The sequence below is a fragment of the Algoriphagus sp. genome (genome assembly GCF_024305035.1).
GTDB lineage: Bacteria > Bacteroidota > Bacteroidia > Cytophagales > Cyclobacteriaceae > Algoriphagus.
This window is the reverse complement of sequence record NZ_JAMWZB010000005.1, coordinates 151,612-171,906: the sequence shown is the minus strand read 5'-3', so window position 1 is coordinate 171,906 and position 20,295 is coordinate 151,612. Positions and strand designations below refer to the sequence as shown.

Below are 20,295 nucleotides of genomic sequence, written 5' to 3'. Positions count from 1 at the left end.
CTTTTCATTAGTAAAAAATCAAACTAAGCAAAGACGGGGTTGCTCGGGTGGATACTTTTCAAATAATAACGAATCTCCCTATTTTGAGATTTTTGATTAAAGTTGATCAGACTCATAATAACAACTAATCTCATTTGAATTCTATTCCTGAAAATATTCACTCAGCTTCTTTCTTTTTTAAAACCTTCCATCAATCCGAATTAGTGAATTTTCACGGAATTCTGAACATTAAGACCCATCGGTTCAACAGCTATTTCCAGTCAAGTTAGAATACCTCTTTTGCGATCTTATAGGTGGCATCCGCCTTACTCATCGTATAAAAATGCAAACTTGGTACTCCTGCGGCAATTAGCTCCTTACTCTGCTCAATGGCCCAAGCAATTCCCACCTCCTTTACCTCAGCATTGGTTTTACACTTGATCAGTTCATCGGTCAATGCGTCAGGCAGATCCAAAAAGAAAGTCCGTGGGAGCATCGTTATTTGTCCTAAGGTAGTAATGGGTTTTAATCCGGGAATGATCGGCACGTTTATGCCTGCCTCTCGCACTTTTTGTTCAAACTCAAAGAATTTTTGGTTATCAAAAAACATCTGAGTCACAATGTATTCCGCTCCTTTATCAATTTTATCTTTTAGGTAGTTCAGGTCAAATTTCAAAGAGGGTGCTTCAAAATGTTTCTCCGGATAGCCTGCCACACCCACACAAAAATCGGTGTGAAAACTAGTTTCAGTCTCCTCGTGCAGATATTTCCCATTATTCATTCGAATAATCTGCTCCACTAGTTCACTGGCAAAGTGGTGCCCGTCCTTTTCGGGTTCAAACCTACCTTCAGTTTTTGGGGCATCCCCACGAAGGGCCAAAACATTATCCACTCCTATAAAATTGAGATCAATCAATGCGTTTTCGGTCTCCTCTTTAGTAAAACCTCCACAAAGTAAATGTGGGACTGCATCCACCTGAAAACGATTCATAATTGCTGCACAAATCCCCACTGTACCTGGACGCTTTTTGGTGCTCACTTTTTCAAGCAATCCGTTGGGATGTTTTTTATAGATAAACTCTTCCCGATGATAGGTGACATCCACAAAAGGTGGATTAAATTCCATCAAAGGTGAAATACCTTCCATCAATTCATTCAAACTTTGCCCTTTCAGCGGAGGCAATATTTCAAAGGAAAAAACAGTTTTTTTTGCGTTCTTAAGGTGTTCAGTTATTTTCATAAAATGTGATTGGCAAGTAAAGGGGATGGAGAATAGGCCAGGTTTGGAGAAAGTAAGCGCTCGGCTTGTTCAAGAGAAATCCCTTTGCGCTCCGCATAGCTGGCCACTTGATCCTGGGCAATTTTACCCAACCCGAAGTATTTCGAATCCGGATTTCCAAAATAAAAACCGGAAACCGAACTTGTCGGATACATGGCAAAGCTATCAGTCAGGGTAATTCCGATGGACTTTTCCAAATCTAAGAGGCGGGCAATCGTCGCTTTCTCCGAATGCTCCGGACATGCCGGATAACCCGGAGCCGGTCGGATTCCCAAGTAACTTTCGCGAATGAGCGAATCGTTATCCAAATTCTCCTCTTGGGCATATCCCCAGAATTCTTTTCGGACTAACTCATGGACATATTCGGCAGCAGCCTCGGCTAAACGATCCGCCAAAGCTTTAAACAAAATATCATTGTAATCATCTCCAGCGGACTGGAATTCTGCAAGTTTTGACTCCATCCCCAGTCCGGCTGTAACGGCAAAGCACCCCATGTAATCCGTTTTTTCGGGATGGAGATAATCTGCCAACGAACGATTGGGTACGCCTTTTCCTTTTTTGCCCTGCTGTCGCAAAAAGTGGAATTTCCCTAAGCTTTCCCTTGCATCATTGGGGTCTAAAACCTCTGCATCATCCTCTTTTCGAAGGACTGGAAATAAGGAAAAAACTGCTTTGGCCGTCAGCCATTTTTCAGAAATAATCCGATCCAGCATGGTTTGCGCATCAGCAAATAGCTTTTTGGCTTCATCTCCTACTACGGGGTCTTCAAGGATTTTAGGATAGCGACCGCTGAGCATCCAAGTGCTGAAAAATGGCGTCCAGTCGACATAGTCCCGAAGAATCGAAAGATCCAAGTCTTCCAATAGCGTTTTACCCAGCACTCTCGGCTTGATCGGCTCATAGATTGACCAGTCAATCGGTACGGGATTGGCCTTGGCCTGCTCATAGCTCACCAATTGCTTGACAGCTTGTTTGGCCTCATGTTCTTGCCTGAGTTGCTGATAAGTCTCTTTTATTTTGAGATGATAAGCTGCTTTGGTTTCCTCTGAAATTGCTTCTCCGGCGATGGGAACAGATTTACTGGCATCGGTCACATGAATGACGGTTCCGGAATAAACCGGATCAATTTTCACTGCCGTATGGATTCGGGAGGTAGTAGCCCCGCCAATCAGAAGTGGAATCTTCAATCCCTGTCGCTCCATTTCAGAAGCAACGGTAACCATTTCGTCCAGCGAAGGAGTAATCAATCCACTCAACCCAATAATATCAACCTTGTTTTTTATTGCCTCATCAATGATTTTCTGAGCGTCAACCATGACACCAAGATCGATAATTTGATAACTATTGCAGGCCAAAACTACCCCAACTATATTTTTTCCAATATCGTGAACATCGCCTTTTACCGTTGCCAGCAGGATTTTTTTCAAAGAAGAAGCTTCTTGTCCCTCTTCGGGCAAAGGCATAAAAGGCTCCAAATAGGCGACCGCCTTTTTCATCACTCGTGCTGATTTGACCACTTGGGGAAGAAACATTTTCCCCTCTCCAAAAAGATCTCCCACCACGTTCATTCCATCCATGAGTGGCCCCTCGATAACTTTTAGCGGTTCCTTTAGCTCAAGTCTTGCTTCTTCTATATCCTCAATGATAAAGTCGAGAATACCTTTGACCAAAGCATGCTCAATCCGCTTGGCTACCGGGTCCGATCTCCAAGCCTCATTGATGACTTCTTTTTTATCAGCCGCTTTAACCGTCTCAGCAAAATCCAATAATCGTTCGGTGGCATCCTCCCTCCGATCAAAAAGCACATCCTCGACACGTTCCAGCAGATCCTTTGGAATATCATCGTACACTTCCAGTAGGGTAGGATTTACAATCCCCATATCCATCCCATGATGGATGGCATGGTAGAGAAAAGCCGCATGCATCGCTTCTCTTACCGGATTATTTCCTCGGAAAGAGAACGAAACATTGCTCACTCCTCCACTAACTTTGGCACCGGGAAGATTATCTTTTATCCATTTAGTGGCCAGGAAGAAGTCAAGTGCATTTTTTTTATGTTCCTCCATTCCCGTGGCAACAGGGAAAATATTGGGATCAAAAATAATATCCTGAGGATTGAATTTGACCCGATCAACCAAAATCCGATAACTCCGCTCACAGATCTCGATTCTTCGCTCATAGGTATCGGCTTGCCCTTCTTCATCAAAAGCCATGATGACCACCGCCGCACCAAATTTCTTGATGGTCTTGGCTTGCTGGATAAACTCTTCTTCCCCATTTTTTAGCGAAATCGAATTGACGATTCCTTTCCCCTGCACACACTTCAATCCTGCCAAAATAATACTCCATTTGGAGCTGTCGATCATGATGGGAATTCGGCTGATTTCCGGTTCAGAAGCGATCAGGTTTAAGAACTTGACCATAGCCGCCTCTCCATCAAGCATGCCTTCGTCCATACAGACATCCAATATCTGAGCTCCTCCACGGACCTGATCCAAAGCCACTTCCAAGGCCTCATCGTATTGACCATTCAAGATCAATCGGGCAAATTTCTTTGATCCTGTGATATTGGTTCGTTCACCAATATTGACAAAGTTGATGGTCGGGCTAAAGATCAAGGGCTCTAAACCCGATAATTTAAGGTAGTTTGTTTTAGACATCCGCATCCTCCTGTTCCAATTCTTGTTCGATTTTTCTTGGTTGAAATTCCGCAGCAAGTTTAGCCATTGCGCGAATATGATCCGGTGTTGTACCGCAGCACCCCCCCAGAATATTCAACATGCCTTCTTTTAAAAAATCCCGAACCTGATCTGCCATTTCATTGGCCCCTTGATCATAAGCTCCAAATTCATTGGGAAGCCCGGCATTGGGATATGCAGAAACGTAAAAAGGGGCATTTTGAGCTAAGACTTTAAGATAAGGTCTCAATTCCTTGGCGCCCAAAGCACAATTTAATCCAACTGAAAGAAGAGGGACATGGGAAACTGAAATTAAAAAAGCCTCTGTAGTTTGCCCCGAAAGGGTCCGACCTGAGGCATCCGTAATTGTCCCGGAAATCATAATTGGGATCCCCCCTTCTTTTGGGTCCAAAGGAATATTTCGCTCTTCATAAACCGTTTGAATAGCGTACAATGCGGCTTTGGCATTGAGCGTATCAAAAATGGTTTCCACCAACAAAATATCAGATCCCCCATCCAGCAAGCCACGAACCTGCTCGGCATAAGCTTCGGCCAACTGATCAAAAGTAACCGCCCGATAGCCTGGATCATTTACATCCGGGGAGATGGAGGCTGTCCGGTTGGTCGGACCCATGGCGCCTGCCACAAAACGAGGTTTGGAGGGGTCTTGGGCTGTAAATTCGTCTGCAACTTCTCTAGCAATTGTTGCCGATTGAAAATTGATCTGGTAGGCCAAATGAGACAGATCATAATCTGCCTGAGCAATAGAGGTGCCCGAAAATGTATTGGTTTCAATGATATCCGCCCCCGCTTGAAGATATTCAGCATGAATAGCCTTTATAATATCAGGTCTACTCAAGGACAATAAATCGTTGTTTCCTTTGAGTGATTTGGGGTGATTTTTGAGTTCAGAAGTACGAAAATCATCTTCGGTAAGCCTGTAGCGCTGAATCATGGTCCCCATGGCTCCGTCCAAAATCAAAATTCTAGTTTGAAGTGCCTGAAGAAGGGTATCCGTAGGATGTTGCATTTGATTCTATTTTCTGTTAAAAAACCTATCGAGCAAACCACGGAGAAAAGTACTGAAGTAATCTTTTCCGCTCATCTTCTTCCGGCGAATCCGGAATGGGAGTTAGCACCTTGATTTCAGGTTGCTAAGACGTCATAGGGCCCTTCCCTCAGTCTTTCTCGATAAGCTTTGACAAAGGTAATAGCTATCGCTCAATAAAACAGTGCACGGCTTAAAAAATTGACTCCCCGTAGCCCTTAATTTTGATTTTTTCCCAAAAAAACACCTAATCGGATAGAGATTTTGCTTTCTTTACGGCCGTACTCCTAATCCTATCATCAAGTAGGGCGCACTCATATAGTTTGCCATGTCGAATTCCCCAAGTCGGTAGTTGGCCAAGGCCAATTCATACCCCAAAGAGGCAGAAAAGACCAAATCAAATAATTTTCTTTTGGTCACCGGCATCCCATACTCTACCATAATTTCAGGTTTCCCCATCAATCCAGAGTTACGTAAGTATCCATCAAATTTCCGCTGTTCAAAGAGTTCAGGAAAATCAGGCTTGTTTTTTTGCAACAAGCTATACCGTAAATTTCCAAAACCCAATCCTGCCAATCCAGCTATACTGAAATTTCTGAATTGGATAAATTTATGTCCAGCGACTGCATAAACTCTTAAACTGTTGAGTGAATGTTCCCGCTGTTCATTGGCAGATCCACTATTGGAGAGATTAAAAACATCGGCCCCATACAAGAACCCCCCATTTTCAACGAGCATTCTTAAACCCAAATTTGAAGGTTTTCCACCAAGAGGCTCATACCCAGCTTGTACGAGCTGTTCATTAAACGCATCTGCCTGCGTAAAATGAATTCCTGACAAAAGCTGAAAGCTAACCGAGGCATCTTTATAGAAAAAATTTCTATCTGGCAAGGTCACTCCAGCACCTACCCGAAAAAATGCCCCAGCTTGCGTGTTGTCAAAGGACATTTGATTCATTTCCCACTTTCCCTCAAAAGGGCTAAAGGAATAGCCCATTTTTGCCAAGACAAAAAGGGCTTCCTTTCTTCCTAAAATATTGAAATCATAGCTCAGCTGAAAGCCTATTTCGGTCAGGAATCCGCCGAAATTTTTACTCCCTTTATGAATATCCATTTTTCGGAGTATTATCCCATTGGCTGGATTTGCTAGAAAGTCATCTAGGTTTGAGGGCCGTTTTTCGGGTAGCATTTGAAAATTCAAAAAACCGACACCCATGGACATGTAATGAATCAATTGAAATTTCCCTTCCTCGGTAAAGGAATAGCCAATATTCAACATCGCACGTGAAGTTCGATATCCAATTCGGTAATCGTCCAAGCGGCTCTGGGCACTTCTGTTTTGAAACAATTCCATTCCCAAAACAAAATCATTGATCCGCGTCTGATAGCCTAATCCGATCGTCCGGTAGCGTCGTCTCAAACCGGTCAACCCTCGCTCCTCCAGCAGGTTATCAAACTGATTGAGCTTGGCGCCACTGATTCCAACTGTAGTGTAAAAACTCGAGCGTTTGTCTAGCAGCCGCTGAGCTTCTCCCTTCGGACACAATAATCCCAAAAAAAGGAACAATAGGCTAATTCTAAAAAAAATAGACATTGGCTTGAGGCAGGTTTGGCTTGGAAGATGATTGAGTTTACCGAATAGGCAAAATTAATGCTAAAACCTTAATCTGGTCAATTTTTGGGGTGAAGATGCTTGATCATTTTTTCGTAAAGCACTTCCGGAGAAAACGGTTTGGGGATATAGTCTTCAAAGCCGATTTCATCTAAGGCATCTTTCACTTCATGATATGAACTCGCAGTCAAGGCCAAAATAGGAAGCCCTGATTTTTTGGAATCGGGATGACTGCGCATGATTCTGGCAGCGGTAAACCCATCCATCACGGGCATTTGAAGGTCCACCAAAATCAAGTCAAAATCACCTTCTTCAAACAAATCCACCGCTTCCTGACCATCTGCGGCAAAAACGAGATTTCCCGCATTCCATTTTTTTAGAAATTTGCGAATCAAAATTTGGTTCACCGAGTTGTCCTCAGCCACCAAAATTGAAGCTTGTTGGAGGGACTTGGCTGAAGCCTCTTTTTCCTGTACGGCATGCTTAAGATCTTCATTTGGATACTCAAATTCAAGTTCAAATTCGAAGATACTGCCTCCCTGGGGGTTGGGATGGTAATCAATTTTTCCACCGTGTAAATGAATCAATCGCTTGACAATGGCCAATCCCAGGCCTGTTCCTCCAAATTTTCGGGTAGTAGACGAACTTGCTTGCGTAAAAGCTTCAAATATCCCAGCCACTTTATCCTGGGGAATTCCAATTCCCGTGTCCACGAAGCGAAAAAGGATCTTTACCTTATCGGCTTCCTTGTTGAGCGCTTTGAGACTGACTTTTACTTGGCCACGTTCCGTGAATTTAATCGCATTGGATATCAGGTTATTTACCACTTGTCCAATCCGTATGGAGTCCCCGATCACTAATTCTGGAATTGCTCGGTCAAATTCAGTGAGGATTTCGATGGGCTTTTCATGCGCTTGAAAACTGTGGGAATGAATAATTCGCTGAATCAGGTATTTCAAGTCAAAGGGAATAGACTCCAGCTCCACCTTGCCGGATTCAATCTTATTAAAATCTAATATGTCATTAATCAAGGCCATCAAACTTTCAGCCGAGAATTGTAGCGTTTTTAAATTTTCCAGCTGATCTGGACGGGGGTCCTCCTCCATTAGAAAATGTGCCAACCCGATCACCGCATTCATCGGAGTACGAATTTCATGACTCATGATGGATAAGAATTGAGATTTCGCCTGAGAAGCCATTTCAGCCATTTCTTTAGCCAAAAGGAGTTCCCGCTGAGCTTCTTTCAATTTCGAAATATCTCGGGCAATCCCGGTATAATACCGAGTATTGGACCCTTTATCCATGACCATTTTTCCATTGGAATTGAAAATCCGGTAGTTTCCGTTTTTATGGCGAATTCTAAATTCCAAAAACTGATTTTCTGCCAGAAAATCTTTTGATTTACTCAGTCTGGATTGAAATACATCTAAATCCTCCGGGTTCAAGTACTCAAAGATGCTTTTTCCTAAAACTTCAGCCGCCTCATAACCCAAAAATTGACTGAGGTTAGGCGAAACATAATCTAAAACAAAAGTTTCTGATAAAGAGAATATCACCTCGGTGGATTCTTCCACAAGGGTCCGGTATTTCTCCTCTGATCTTTTGAGATTGGCTTTGGCCTGATATTCAGAAGTGATATCCCGAATGATAGTCAATGCATAGGCGACTCTGCCCGACTCAATAATCGGCCGAATTAATCGATGATACCACCGATCCTTAAATTTAAACTCGGATTCGACAATTTCTTGATCAAAATAAACCCGGTCTAATAGCTCTTCAATCTGCTTGGGATCAGTAAGGACTATCTCTGAAAGATGCCTGCCTTCAAAATCCTCCGGCCGCAGCTCCCAATACTCAAAGTTGGTTCCTTCCGCTAAAATATACCGACGATTGGCATCCAATAAGAAAATATTGGTCCCCGGGATATTAGAGGCTAGCACACGGTATTGTTTCTCTTTTTCGGCTTTAAATACCTCAAAACTTTTCCGTTCCGAAATATCCTGAAACAATCCTTCATGCATGATAATCTCTCCTTCATTATTTCGAACATCAGTGGTTTTATCCTCTACCCAGACATAATGCCCCGCCTGGTGCCTGATTCGATATTGGCCAGAAAATGAAGGAATCCCCAAATGGACTCTTGTTTTTTCCTTTTGTGCATTAATTTTTATCACATCTTCAGGATGGACCAATTCCATGAATGGAATACCTTTTTCCATCAAATCTTTGGAATTATATCCGAAGCGATTGATATTCTCTGAGATATAATGAATCCGATAATTATCATTAGGATCCACTCTGAAGAGAACAGCAGGACTATTTTCGACGATTTTTCGAGCTCTTATCGCTATTTCTTGACTTTGATATCGTTCCACCAAACTTCGGAACAAAAAGGAATAGCCAATCTTCTGTTTTCCTTCGGCATGGATCCCCTGGACCGATAATTCATAGGGAAGTTGGTCCAACAGATCAGTAGTCAACATCACTTCCTGCCGCCAAGAATCCCCCACTTGAAGATTGGCTGCAATGGTATTCAGTGGAACGCTTCGATCCCATTCAATGCTTAAAAGCTTCTGGATAGATTGATTGATGGCTTGGGCAGTTTCGGCTGAAAAAAATTGTTGGGCAGCTTCATTCAAATAAATGACTTTTAGGTTTAAATCCGTAACCATAATCGGATCATCCACCTGAGCCAAAATCTGTGATTGCAAGCGCAAATACTCATCTGCAGCCCGCTTGTGTGTAATATCGGTACAAAAACCATTCACCTCTAGGCCAGATCTGAATAAATCTTCCCTCACCTCGATTTCATAACTCAAAAATTTTATTTTTTGAGCCTCAGTCCGAATCATAAACTCCCCCGAGACTTGTCCTTTAGTTTTTATTACTTGTTTCAAATGTTTGACAAACCGAGCCCGATCGGGCTTTTCAATTTTATAGATCAGGGAAGAATATTCTGCCGTCAACGGTTGATCGCCCAATTCAAAAAGGCGGGCCAATCCCCCCGATACATAAAAAAGATTTTTACTGGTATTAAACCTCCAAGAACCTGACTTGGAAAGTCGCTCAGTAGTGGTCAAGAGATTTTCATTCCGCTCCAATCTCCTGGTCATCAATCTACTCAGATATGCCCCTGCCAAAATATCCCCTAATTGTCGGAAAATCTGCAAATCTTTCTCCGCGAATTGTAATTTGGAGATTTCGATTTGAAAATAAATCACCCCATGCAATTGGGTGGCCGAATTCATCGGAATAAAAAGATGGGAATAATCATCATGAGCAGCTTCAGGCTGAATCAACTTCACGATTCCGGCCTCGAGTCGTTTTTTTCGAGAATAGACCAATTCTGGAATAGAATCCGGCAACCCATTTTTTTGATCAGATCGATTCCAAGAATTTAAGACTTCGAGCGAATCGGTATCCGAATTGAAAATCAAAACAAAGGCCTGATCTGCTTTGATGAAACCACCGAATAGCTTTAATGTGTTTTGGAAATCCCGCTCTACCTCAGTCAGCTGCCCATTGATCAGCTGGGAAGACACTTGGTTGATCAGGTTTTCAATTTCATACCTTTTTTGAAGGGACTTTTCAGTTTCAATAAATTCGGTAATATCTCTGCTGCTAAATAAAACCCCTCCGATCTCTGGATGGTCAAGCAGATTTTTACCATAGCTCTCTAAGTAAATCTTTGGACCATTTCTTCGTTTAATCCAAAAATCTATAGGTACTTCCTGGTCTGGTCCCGAGGCCAGCAATTCCTCAAAGGAACCCTTTACGATCTCAATAATCCCCTCCTTTTCGAGATCTCTGAAATTTTTCCCCAAAATTGACTCAACCGGAAAACCAAGCTTTTCACTGACCGACTCTGAAATAAATTTATAAATACCCTGCTCATCCAGAATAGCAATCAGATCATGACTGTTGTTGAGAATACTTTGAATATAATTTAACTCCTCTTTTTCCTGAAAAGACTCGTTAGACCAGGGATTTCGGAAAGGATGTGATCCAAAATATTTGACTCGACTGCCTTTGACAATCAAAAATCTTGAGGTATAGGTCGATGGCAAATTGGTAAAACTCCATTCAAACCTAATCTTCTCTCCGTCTTGATGACGAAGTGTTTTATAAAAATTCCGATTCGGAACCTCACCCGTTTCAAAAAACCGAACAATTTTTTGACTAAAATCATCATTTTCAATCCAGAGTTTCCAACTTTCAGGTAAGGCTTGAAATTGTTCCTTTGCATAAGAATTCCAAAAAATAATTTCTTCGGAGTCCATTAAAAAAAGGGGCTCCTTGATTTCATTCAAAAAGTCAGAAATATCAAAATGCTGAAGTTGACTCATGTCGAAAAATAAAAATTTATTCCAAAATATCTGGTGTTTTCGGTCATAGTGTCGTTCTTTTTTTATAAAAATTTAGGTAATAACCTTTAAATCGTTGAAAAAGAATAGATCAGCATTTCATAAACTTAAGTTCAAAAACACAAATGACAACCTGATGAAACTTTTGAGCTAAAAAATCCGTGCTAGAACTCACAACTAACTTTAAACAATTCATCATGATCATCACGACCACCAACAGTCTAGAAGGACACAAAATTGAGGGATATCTGGGAATCGTATCCGGAGAAACCATTATTGGAGCCAATGTTTTTAAAGATTTCTTTGCCAGCATTACCGACATTGTAGGCGGTCGCTCTTCTGCTTATGAGCGGGTTCTGCGGGAAGCCAAAGCCACTGCCATGGCAGAGATGGAAATGCAAGCCCGGGGATTTGGAGCCAATGCCATCGTTGGAATTGACCTTGACTACGAAACCATTCGAGACGGCATGCTGATGGTTACCGCAAGTGGAACTGCGGTCAAAGTCACCAAAATCTAAAAGTTAGCCCTGCACGTTCAGGGCTTTTTTTATTTCGTTAATGAATTGGGAAGAAGTGGTCTTTTTACAAAAAAAATTTTCCACAATCCCTACCGGAGCAGATTTACACATATCCAAGCATTTGGTCTCAATCAGCTTACACCTGCCTTTAAGGGAACCAGATTTCAATTCACTTTTCAGTTCTTTTTTAATTGATTTTGCCCCCGCTCCTTTGCAATCAGAGCCACTACAAAGAAAAACCAATTGTCTATTGTGTTTCATCGGTACCCAAACTAATCAAAATCCGCTAACTAACCGAAACCCATTGCATTAACACCGCACACAAATAGGCCCCATAAGTCCCCACTGCATACCCCAGAACCGCCAACAGTACTCCCACAGGAGCAAGAGAAGAATCAAAAGCCGAGGCAACAATTGGGGCAGATGCAGCACCTCCGATGTTGGCTTGTGACCCTACAGCCACGTAAAAAAACGGAGCCTTAATCATCCAAGCCACCAACAGCATGATGATGATATGAAACAAAATCCATAAAATCCCGATTAAAAACAAAATGGGGTTGTCCAATACAGCACCCAAATCCATCTGCATCCCAATGGTAGCTACTAACACATACAAAAATACCGAGCCAAAACGAGAAGCTCCTGCCCCCTCTAGGTTTCGGGCTTTGGTAAAGGATAAAATCAATCCTAGCGTTGTGGCTACAACAACAATCCAAAAGAACGAAGAATTTAACGAATACTGGTCTAGATGTGGAAAATTCTCACCGATATAAGGTGCCAAAATATCGGCAATGAAGTGGGAAATCGCAGTCACTCCAAAAGCAATTCCCATGATTTTCATCGTATCGGCTAAGGTTGGAATCTTCATAATTCCTGCACGGAAATCTTCAATTTTATCTCTTAATTCATAGATTGCAGTAGTATCTGCTTTAAATAATTTATCGATTTTATCGGGATTTCCGGCCCAATACAAAAGAAAGGCCATCCAAAGATTTGCCACTAAGACATCTACTGCAATCATCTGAGCAAAAAGTGTGGGGCTCGCCCCAAAAACTTCCAGCATTGCGGTTTGATTAGCTCCACCACCAATCCACGAACCTGCTATAGTAGCCAGCCCTCTCCATATTTCTTCCGGCCCACTTCCTCCCATTAATTCGGGCTGAAAAAAACTAACGGTAACCAAAGCCAAAGGACCTCCCAAAATAATCCCAAAAGTACCAGCCAAAAACATGGTCAAAGCCTTGGGACCCAATTTTAGTATTGCTTTTAAATCAATACTTAAGGTAAAAAGAACCAATGAAGCTGGCAATAAATATCGACTTGAAACGAAATACAGGTTGGATTGCTCACCCGAAATAAGGCCTAGAGAATTAAAAACCGCAGGGATGAAATAACAAAGCAAAACTGTAGGGACTACACGATAGAATTTTTTAAAAAAACTGTTCTTGCTTTCAGCGGTCGCAAAAACCAGGGCCACAATACCAATCAAAATTCCAAATACGACTGCATCATTTGCAAACAGAGGAGTGGTTTCTTCCATGAGTTTCATTTTTTTCGCTTTGCAACAATACCAAAAAAAGCTCAAAGACCTATTCTTCTTTGGCTTTAAGCAGTTCAATAAACTCAGATAAAATCATCGCCGTGGCACCCCAGACCATTTCCCTATCAATTTCAAAAAAGGGAGTGTCAAGTGTGATGCTGGGATTTAGTTTGAGTTGTGTTCGCTGCCTAGTCGGTTCTTCAAAGAGCGATTTTAAGGAAGTGGGCAGAATTCGCTGCACCTCTCGCCTTTCAGGAATGAAATCTGGAACTTCTTGGGAAAAGCCAAGAACCGGTGTGACCAAAAAATTACTGGTAGGAATGTAAAGATCAGTCAACCTTCCCAGAATTGTTACTTTATCCGGGTTGATGGCTACCTCTTCCTCTGCCTCCCGTAGGGCTGTAAAAAAGATATCGGGATCTGTAATTTCCATTTTTCCACCCGGAAAAGCAATCTGTCCACTATGTGCACCGCGGTATTCGGGACGCTTGATTAAAGGAAAAAACGCATTTTCCCCTTGAGGATACAGCATAACCAATACCGCACTCCTTCGATGGGTAGATGGAATTTTTGAATCAAATCTGCGGGTATCCACCGGTTGGGGTGACATTTTTAACTGTGCTTCCTTCCCCGGTAGAGGCCTTGCTATCCCCTCCCTGATCCGTTGTAAAGCCTCTTCAAATCGCATGTCAATCCAGGGAAAGAGGTTTAATTTTCAAATCTAGGTAGGAATTGACCGGATAGGAATCCGAGTTTTCATTCAAACTATACTGCCGCATCTGTAATCGTTCCAGGTCCAACCACCAAACCATGGGGCGAGCTCCTGAATCTTCCTGAAAAAAACCCAATACCAATAGCTCATTTTCATTTAACCATAGGGCTTCTTCAAACATCCCGGATGGTCCCATAAATAAAAGCCTTTTCTTCATGCCGTCAGCTTTGTACCAAACTACCTCTGAATCAGGATTGAGATAGGCTTTTCCTTCATCCCCTTGAGATTCCACTTTGTAGGAATAAATATCTACCACTCCGTTCCCTCCCGGATGGGAAAGTTGATAAGGTGCAAGAGGGTCCCCCTGTCCAATTGGATTTTTTTCTGGCATTTCGTATTGATCGAGGGAATCCTCCATGACCAGTTCAAAATCAACAGCCGAAAAACTCCCCAGATATCCTGACCAATGACCTACCCAGTCTTTTTTTTGAGCTAAGGCCACATCCAACCGCTGAACAACATCAGCTCTAGGATCCTCCAGTTGGACTCCAGACTTCTTTTCGTCCTCAGAAGGATTACCTGTACAAGAATAAAGGCCAAAACCAGCCAAAACCATCCAGAAAAGGAAGCGCTTTATTTTCATCATAATGGGAAAAGAAAGACCAAACTAGGACATTCAGCACAAAAAACAAGGACAAAGCTTTGAGATCCGTAAGATTTAATAAAACAGAACCTAAAACTCACCCTCTAGAATGTGGCTGGGATGTAAAGGACCACTAAGCTTGTAAATGGAAACCCTGTCGAATGGTTTCTGGACATGCTTTGCCTCTGGAACAAACCAAGAAGCTATCTGAGCCAAGTAAACGCTGATCCCACTTGAATTGAGGTGAGCTAGTACCATGCAAGAACCCTAACTGAAGAATAGATTCTTGTTTTAGCCTACGAACTAACTGACCAATAGCTAACAGGAAGGTAACGAATTCGAAAATGAAGGTGATATTCATTGGATTCAACCCCCTTTGGTTTACAAGCTAAATTATTAGCTAAAAAGCTGAATAGAGAACTTAAATCATCATTTAACTGACCGACCAAGATACTACGAGACTTAGTAACAAGAATTAAAAGACATGTTAAGTGGTGAAAGCAAGGAATAACCCTATGATGGTCTGCTTGTGGGATGCTCGAACACACCAAGAAGAAAAAAAGAGAGAAAGAAAAAATGAGTGAGTCGAATCTGATAGATGAGTCTGTGACCTATCACGCCGAACCCATCGCCTCTGCGGTGGGTGGGTAGTTCACTGATCTAATCTGAACACAAGGAAATTCTTACGGGTTGAGGTTGAGGTAATAAATATCACTTTGATTACGGGCTATCCCATAATATTCAAATCGATCCAGGGTATCAAGTTCTTCAACCAAATCAAAAAAGGCACACTCTCTGGGAAGTCCCTCGAAAATCAAGGTAAATCTATAAGTCTTTCGATCGATTGTGGTCCACATTGGGGCAAAACTGATTCGGTCGGCATTTAACAGTTTTGATTTAAAATGGGTATTCCCACAAATCAAAAAGGTATTGGGCCAAATTCGGATCAAACTGGGCAGGACCTCGAGCTGAAGTCGAATATGAACGACCACTTGCTGTTCAGTTTCGATCTGGACTTTTGATTTTTCAAGAAGTTCTTGGTCGATTTTGACCTTAGGTTTGGTCTTAATATCTGGAATTTCATTCATGATAAAAATGTAGCAAAATTAATTCCGAGCTTCAAAAAACAGGGTTCAACTAGGAATTTTACTCCTTCGAATCTAAGGTTCCTTTAATTCCCGAGAAATTAGGAATGAAGAAAAATCAGGGGTTTCATTCATTGGAAAGTTAAATCCCTAAAATTAAAAAAGGCCGGACTATGAATCCGACCTTTTCCTGCTCTCAAACCTATTAAACCTATTGTAGATATTCAATTCATGAATACCTTCGAAAAGTAGAAAATGTTTTTATATACTCCAAACAATCGATTGCGAAAGATTTTCAAAATTTTATTTTCCGTTGATTTTTTCTTGTAAATGGTTCAAAATCAAGCTCATTTAACCTAAAGATTTTTTGAAGAAAAAATTAGAATTTCAGCCCATATTCCTTTGAAAATTTATGCAATCGTCTGCATAAATTTCACGAGTTTTCATCAAAATATTTTCAGGCAACTTAGTCCGGCCTACCACAATCCTCTAAATTTACCTCATGCCACATCGAGCCCTTCCCCTTGCTCAAAAAATCTACACCGGATTTTTAAGCTATATCCACACCTTCAACACACTGACTCGACTCGCCCCGGTTTATTTTAAAAATCGAGATTGGGCCTCCATGCAGCTCAACCATCGTCAGCGATTGCGCCTGTATAAAGATTTACTTTTCCAGCTAGTCAGGGAATTCTCAGATATGCTAGACTCGGATGCTGCAGAACGGGAAATCTGGTTTAAAATTCGAGAAGAGTACCAGAAATTGATTACCAACCGAGACGATATCGAACTGGCGGAGACTTTTTTTAATTCCATCATTCGCAAGGCTTTTCCCGGGATGTCTGCAGATCCGGAGCTGATGTATCTGATGGAGGGATACAATGAATGTGCTATTTACGAAAACAGCCAGTTGGTCAATTCCTATCCCGGTTCCTTGGGATTAGAAAAAATCATTCGAACCATTTTAAGCGATTATGAGTTTGGCGCTCCTTTCATGGATAAAGAGGCCGATGTCGCATTTTTGGTCAATAGCGTCAAAGACGTAATCCTCACCCGGTATCAACCGGGGCCCGAGACAATCACAGAGATATTAAAATCAGTCTTTTACAGAAATAAAGCGGCATATCTCATAGGTAGAACCTATGTCGGGAATAAATGGATGCCATTTATCATTCCCATCCTTCATGGCCCCAAAGGAATTTTTGTGGACACCCTGATTTTTGATCCTCATATGATGAGTACGCTTTTTAGCTTTACCCGATCCTATTTTATGGTAGAAGCCCAAATTCCCTCTCAGATTGTAGGCTTTCTAAGTTCAGTCATTCCACATAAAAAAACCCATGAACTCTACAATGCCATTGGATTTAATAAGCATGGGAAAACACTATTTTACCGGGATTTTCTACTTCACCTGCAGCAAAGTACCGATCAATTTGTGGTCGCTCCCGGAATCAAAGGAATGGTGATGACCGTTTTTACGCTGCCATCCTTAAATGTGGTCTTCAAATTGATCAAAGACCACTTCGAGCCGCCAAAAAGCATGACTCGACAAGAGGTAAGAGATAAATACAAACTGGTTTCTCTTCATGATCGGGTAGGAAGAATGGCCGATACGCATGAGTTCGAATTTTTCAGGATTCCAATCAAGCGAGTTCATCCGGACTTGCTCAAAGAGCTCAGAAACACCGTCAATTCGTTACTTGAAATTCGAGATACCGAATTAATTATTAAGCACCTATACACCGAGCGAAAAATGGAACCGCTCAATCTTTATCTTGAAAAGTGTACAACTGAAGAGGGTAAATTTGTTGTCGAAGATTATGGGCGATCCATCCTTCAGCTGGCTCAAGCCAATATTTTCCCAGGAGATATGATGACCAAGAATTTTGGCTTGACCAGGCAAAAGCGGGTGATTTTTTACGACTACGATGAAATTGAGTTTTTGACGGACATGAATTTTCGGATCAAACCAAAACCTGAAAATTACGCACAGATTTATTCCCCTGAACCTTGGTATGATATAGCCAAAAATGATGTTTTCCCGGAGGATTTCAAACGCTGGATGATTGGCCGCTCCGACCTTAGAGACCACTTCATTACCTACCATCAGGATTTATTTGATCCCAATCACTGGTCAAAAATCCAACACAAAATTAAGCAGGGAGAATTGATCCACGCTTTTCCCTATCCGGAGGAAATTCGCTTTCGACCATTTGAAAAAGTATAGATTTCATCTTGCTTGTCAAAAGCCTATTTTTGCATTTCCCGGTTTACAAAATCGCGGACCTCGAATATGAAACCTAACGAATCTGCCAGCCAAACTCAAATTTCTAAAACGGTCATTTTACATACCCCTCAGGATGATCATCGGCCGGTGTATATTGCCGGGAATTTCAATGAATGGGTTACCCAGGACAGTAGATTCAAAATGGACAAAATCACTGAGGGGAAGTATGAGTTTACCTTTCCCGATGATGAAAAATTCCAAGGAGAATTGATTTATAAGTTCACCAAAGGAGACTGGTCCGAAGTGGAAATCGATCGCTATGGAAACAAAACCCCCAATCGCCATTGGAATGACAATCAAACTACCCGCATTGAAAAGGTAGCCAAATGGCGAAGAAACTGGCTTCCTTACCGGCCCAGTCAACTTCCAAAAATTCAATTAATTTCAGAGGAGTTTGAAATCCCTCAGCTCAACAAAACCCGAAAGATCTGGGCCCTTCTGCCTCACGATTACCAAACATCGGATCAAAACTATCCGGTTTTATACCTTCATGATGCACAAAACCTGTTCAATGAAAAATCTGCCTTCAACTGGCAGATAGACAAAAAGCTGGCTGTTATGTCAGACTATGGTATCGGCAATATCATTATTATTGCCATCGAACATGCCGAGTCCGACCGAATTCAAGAATATAACGTTGGCCAAACAGTATTAGGAGTGGGCCATGGCAAAAAGTATATTCGATTCATCACAGACACCCTAAAGCCATTTGTGGATCAAACGTTCCGAACCAAACCTGAGCGGGAATTTACTGGAATTGGGGGGAGTTCCATGGGTGGGTTGGTCAGTATCTTTTCGGGGTTGATTTATCCTGAAGTTTTTGGCAAACTGATGGTATTTTCTCCTTCACTTTGGGTGATTCCAAAACTTAAATTGGGCTTTTTGGATTTCTTTGAACCTCAAGAAACCCGCTTGTACCTTTATGCTGGGGGAGATGAAAGCGAAACCATGGTCAAGCATGTGAGCAAATTACGAAACCGACTGCTCAAACGAGAAAGCCTCCAAGGGAAAATGAAAATCAGACTTTCCATAAATGAACACGGGAAACATAATGAAAGCTTTTGGAGTGATGAATTTCCCAAAGCGATCGAATGGTTGTTTTTTAGTGATAAACCAGAATAAAAACCTATGAATTTTAGTACCAAAGAATTGAAAGGAAATAAAAGCCTGTTAACCATCATTCCGGTAACCGAAAACCTCAGAGAGGAAATCCTTGCTAAAAAATTACCTGATTTCTCCATTAGTTCGCAAATTTTCACAGCGAAAAAAGACAGCATGTACGTGCTGGAAAGAGATGGAAAACTGGTGTTATTACTGGGCTTGGGAACCGATCCGGAGTACAAAACTATTGAAACGGGTTTTCGAAGAATCCTTTCAAAACATCACGAACTTGTTCAAAAAACCATTCAGGTTGAGTTTTGTAAAGATTTTGATTCCGCTTTCATCGAAGCTGCGGTAATCGGTTTGATTTTGGGGAAATACCACTTGGATTTTTTTAAAAAAGAGCGGAAACAGTCCTTTGATGATCTCGAAGTAGCTGTTCTTTCTCCGGCCAAAAATCTCCAAAAATTACTAGATCGGGCCCAAAAAATCGGAAGGGCAAAAATCGAAGCCATGAAATTGGTGGATCTTCCGCCAAATACGGTCACACCAGATTTTTTGGCCGAATGGGCTAAAAATCTGGAGAATAATCCGAAGATAAATGTGCACATATACGACCAAAAAAAGGCAAAAGACTTGGGGCTGGAGGCATTTTTAGCCGTTAGCAGAGGTTCTGCCAAGCCGCCAAAATTCATCGTTATTGAGTATCGTCATCCTGAGGCAAAAAAACATATCGGCTTGGTCGGTAAAGGCGTGACATTCGATACGGGAGGACTCAACATAAAAACCAAAGGCATGCACTTCATGAAATCAGACATGGGCGGTGCTGCCACGGTTTTGGCAGCCACACAATTGATCGCTGACTTGTCCCTACCAGTCAATTTGACCACGATAGTACCCGCTGTCGAAAACGCAATTGACAAGCATGCCTATCTGCCCTCAGAAGTCATAAGAAGCCATGCAGGCCTGAGTATTGAAATCGTTGACACCGATGCGGAAGGAAGGTTGATTTTAGCGGACGGACTCTCCTATATGGTAAGCAACTATTCGGTGGACAGCTTGCTCGATTTTGCTACCTTGACTGGAAGTGCAGTGGGAACTTTTGGTTATGAGTCTGCAGCTTTGTTTTCCAATGATGAAATTCTTTCCCAAAAAATTCAAAAACTGGGAATGCTCATCGATGAAAAAGCTTGGAGTCTCCCACTTTGGGAGGTATACGGCAGAGAAATGGACAGCGAGATTGCCGATATTCGCAATTTTCACGGCAAGCCCATTGCCGGAGCAATCACTGCCGCTAAATTTTTACAAGCATTTATCCATGAGCACCCTTCTTGGGCTCATCTTGATATTGCAGGGGTAGCCTTTGGGGATGGGGAATTTGCAAAAACCAAATCAGCAACCGCATACGGTGTGCATTTATTGCTTAAATTAATCGAAAATCTAGGCTGAT

14 protein-coding genes and 1 riboswitch are annotated in these 20,295 nt (G+C 41.9%); of the genes, 4 read left to right on the top strand and 10 right to left on the bottom strand.

What is annotated here, in order from left to right; genetic code table 11:
• Positions 1-265: 265 nt before the first annotated feature.
• From metF to Q0L00_RS04330, 5 genes are all read right to left on the bottom strand, one after another.
• Positions 266-1,219 carry a methylenetetrahydrofolate reductase [NAD(P)H] gene (gene metF / locus Q0L00_RS04350; protein WP_297335638.1) on the bottom strand — a complete coding sequence of 318 codons (954 nt, stop codon included), beginning with the start codon at positions 1,217-1,219 and terminating at the stop codon, positions 266-268.
• On the bottom strand, positions 1,216-3,918 hold the full coding sequence (metH, locus tag Q0L00_RS04345) for a methionine synthase (RefSeq protein ID WP_297335637.1): 2,703 nt from the start codon (positions 3,916-3,918) through the stop codon (positions 1,216-1,218). Before metH ends, metF begins: the two co-directional genes overlap by 4 nt.
• Positions 3,911-4,966, bottom strand: coding sequence for a homocysteine S-methyltransferase family protein (locus tag Q0L00_RS04340; protein WP_297335636.1), 1,056 nt, complete (start codon positions 4,964-4,966; stop codon positions 3,911-3,913). Before Q0L00_RS04340 ends, metH begins: the two co-directional genes overlap by 8 nt.
• 68 nt (positions 4,967-5,034) lie before the next feature.
• Positions 5,035-5,134, bottom strand: a riboswitch (SAM riboswitch).
• A gap of 123 nt (positions 5,135-5,257) precedes the next feature.
• Positions 5,258-6,577: a hypothetical protein gene (locus Q0L00_RS04335; RefSeq protein WP_297335635.1), complete on the bottom strand. Its 1,320-nt coding sequence runs from the start codon at positions 6,575-6,577 to the stop codon at positions 5,258-5,260.
• A 77-nt stretch (positions 6,578-6,654) separates the two neighbouring features.
• Positions 6,655-10,941 carry a PAS domain S-box protein gene (locus Q0L00_RS04330; RefSeq protein ID WP_297335634.1) on the bottom strand — a complete coding sequence of 1,429 codons (4,287 nt, stop codon included), beginning with the start codon at positions 10,939-10,941 and terminating at the stop codon, positions 6,655-6,657.
• Positions 10,942-11,156: 215 nt separating this feature from the next.
• Between Q0L00_RS04330 and Q0L00_RS04325 the strand changes: the two genes are divergently transcribed.
• Positions 11,157-11,477 carry a YbjQ family protein gene (locus Q0L00_RS04325; protein ID WP_297335633.1) on the top strand — a complete coding sequence of 107 codons (321 nt, stop codon included), beginning with the start codon at positions 11,157-11,159 and terminating at the stop codon, positions 11,475-11,477.
• A gap of 3 nt (positions 11,478-11,480) precedes the next feature.
• On the opposite strand, the gene Q0L00_RS04320 is transcribed toward Q0L00_RS04325, so the two are convergent.
• From Q0L00_RS04320 to Q0L00_RS04300, 5 genes are all read right to left on the bottom strand, one after another.
• On the bottom strand, positions 11,481-11,738 hold the full coding sequence (locus Q0L00_RS04320) for a (2Fe-2S) ferredoxin domain-containing protein (RefSeq protein WP_297335632.1): 258 nt from the start codon (positions 11,736-11,738) through the stop codon (positions 11,481-11,483).
• 25 nt (positions 11,739-11,763) lie between these two features.
• Positions 11,764-13,017, bottom strand: a complete 1,254-nt coding sequence (locus tag Q0L00_RS04315; protein WP_297335643.1) for a DUF819 family protein — start codon at positions 13,015-13,017, stop codon at positions 11,764-11,766.
• A 49-nt stretch (positions 13,018-13,066) separates the two neighbouring features.
• Positions 13,067-13,627, bottom strand: coding sequence for a CoA pyrophosphatase (locus Q0L00_RS04310; protein WP_297335631.1), 561 nt, complete (start codon positions 13,625-13,627; stop codon positions 13,067-13,069).
• Positions 13,628-13,706: 79 nt separating this feature from the next.
• Positions 13,707-14,375 (bottom strand): hypothetical protein, encoded by a 669-nt coding sequence (locus tag Q0L00_RS04305; protein ID WP_297335630.1) that lies wholly within the window; start codon positions 14,373-14,375, stop codon positions 13,707-13,709.
• 680 nt (positions 14,376-15,055) lie between these two features.
• Positions 15,056-15,460 carry a hypothetical protein gene (locus Q0L00_RS04300; RefSeq protein ID WP_297335629.1) on the bottom strand — a complete coding sequence of 135 codons (405 nt, stop codon included), beginning with the start codon at positions 15,458-15,460 and terminating at the stop codon, positions 15,056-15,058.
• 499 nt (positions 15,461-15,959) lie between these two features.
• On the opposite strand from Q0L00_RS04300, the gene aceK reads away from it, so the two are divergent.
• From aceK to Q0L00_RS04285, 3 genes are all read left to right on the top strand, one after another.
• Entirely contained in the window at positions 15,960-17,684 is a 1,725-nt protein-coding gene (gene aceK / locus Q0L00_RS04295) for a bifunctional isocitrate dehydrogenase kinase/phosphatase (RefSeq protein ID WP_297335628.1), read from the top strand.
• Positions 17,685-17,750: 66 nt separating this feature from the next.
• Positions 17,751-18,866, top strand: a complete 1,116-nt coding sequence (locus Q0L00_RS04290; RefSeq protein ID WP_297335627.1) for an alpha/beta hydrolase-fold protein — start codon at positions 17,751-17,753, stop codon at positions 18,864-18,866.
• A gap of 6 nt (positions 18,867-18,872) precedes the next feature.
• Positions 18,873-20,294, top strand: coding sequence for a leucyl aminopeptidase family protein (locus Q0L00_RS04285; protein WP_297335626.1), 1,422 nt, complete (start codon positions 18,873-18,875; stop codon positions 20,292-20,294).
• Position 20,295: the final 1 nt, after the last annotated feature.

What these genes read in the sequence shown, in the direction of transcription:
- metF (WP_297335638.1), bottom strand. Translation starts at nt 1,219, where the DNA reads ATGAAAATAACTGAACACCTTAAGAACGCAAAAAAAACTGTTTTTTCC.
- metH (WP_297335637.1), bottom strand. Translation starts at nt 3,918, where the DNA reads ATGTCTAAAACAAACTACCTTAAATTATCGGGTTTAGAGCCCTTGATC.
- Q0L00_RS04340 (WP_297335636.1), bottom strand. Translation starts at nt 4,966, where the DNA reads ATGCAACATCCTACGGATACCCTTCTTCAGGCACTTCAAACTAGAATT.
- Q0L00_RS04335 (WP_297335635.1), bottom strand. Translation starts at nt 6,577, where the DNA reads ATGTCTATTTTTTTTAGAATTAGCCTATTGTTCCTTTTTTTGGGATTA.
- Q0L00_RS04330 (WP_297335634.1), bottom strand. Translation starts at nt 10,941, where the DNA reads ATGAGTCAACTTCAGCATTTTGATATTTCTGACTTTTTGAATGAAATC.
- Q0L00_RS04325 (WP_297335633.1), top strand. Translation starts at nt 11,157, where the DNA reads ATGATCATCACGACCACCAACAGTCTAGAAGGACACAAAATTGAGGGA.
- Q0L00_RS04320 (WP_297335632.1), bottom strand. Translation starts at nt 11,738, where the DNA reads ATGAAACACAATAGACAATTGGTTTTTCTTTGTAGTGGCTCTGATTGC.
- Q0L00_RS04315 (WP_297335643.1), bottom strand. Translation starts at nt 13,017, where the DNA reads ATGGAAGAAACCACTCCTCTGTTTGCAAATGATGCAGTCGTATTTGGA.
- Q0L00_RS04310 (WP_297335631.1), bottom strand. Translation starts at nt 13,627, where the DNA reads ATGTCACCCCAACCGGTGGATACCCGCAGATTTGATTCAAAAATTCCA.
- Q0L00_RS04305 (WP_297335630.1), bottom strand. Translation starts at nt 14,375, where the DNA reads ATGATGAAAATAAAGCGCTTCCTTTTCTGGATGGTTTTGGCTGGTTTT.
- Q0L00_RS04300 (WP_297335629.1), bottom strand. Translation starts at nt 15,460, where the DNA reads ATGAATGAAATTCCAGATATTAAGACCAAACCTAAGGTCAAAATCGAC.
- aceK (WP_297335628.1), top strand. Translation starts at nt 15,960, where the DNA reads ATGCCACATCGAGCCCTTCCCCTTGCTCAAAAAATCTACACCGGATTT.
- Q0L00_RS04290 (WP_297335627.1), top strand. Translation starts at nt 17,751, where the DNA reads ATGAAACCTAACGAATCTGCCAGCCAAACTCAAATTTCTAAAACGGTC.
- Q0L00_RS04285 (WP_297335626.1), top strand. Translation starts at nt 18,873, where the DNA reads ATGAATTTTAGTACCAAAGAATTGAAAGGAAATAAAAGCCTGTTAACC.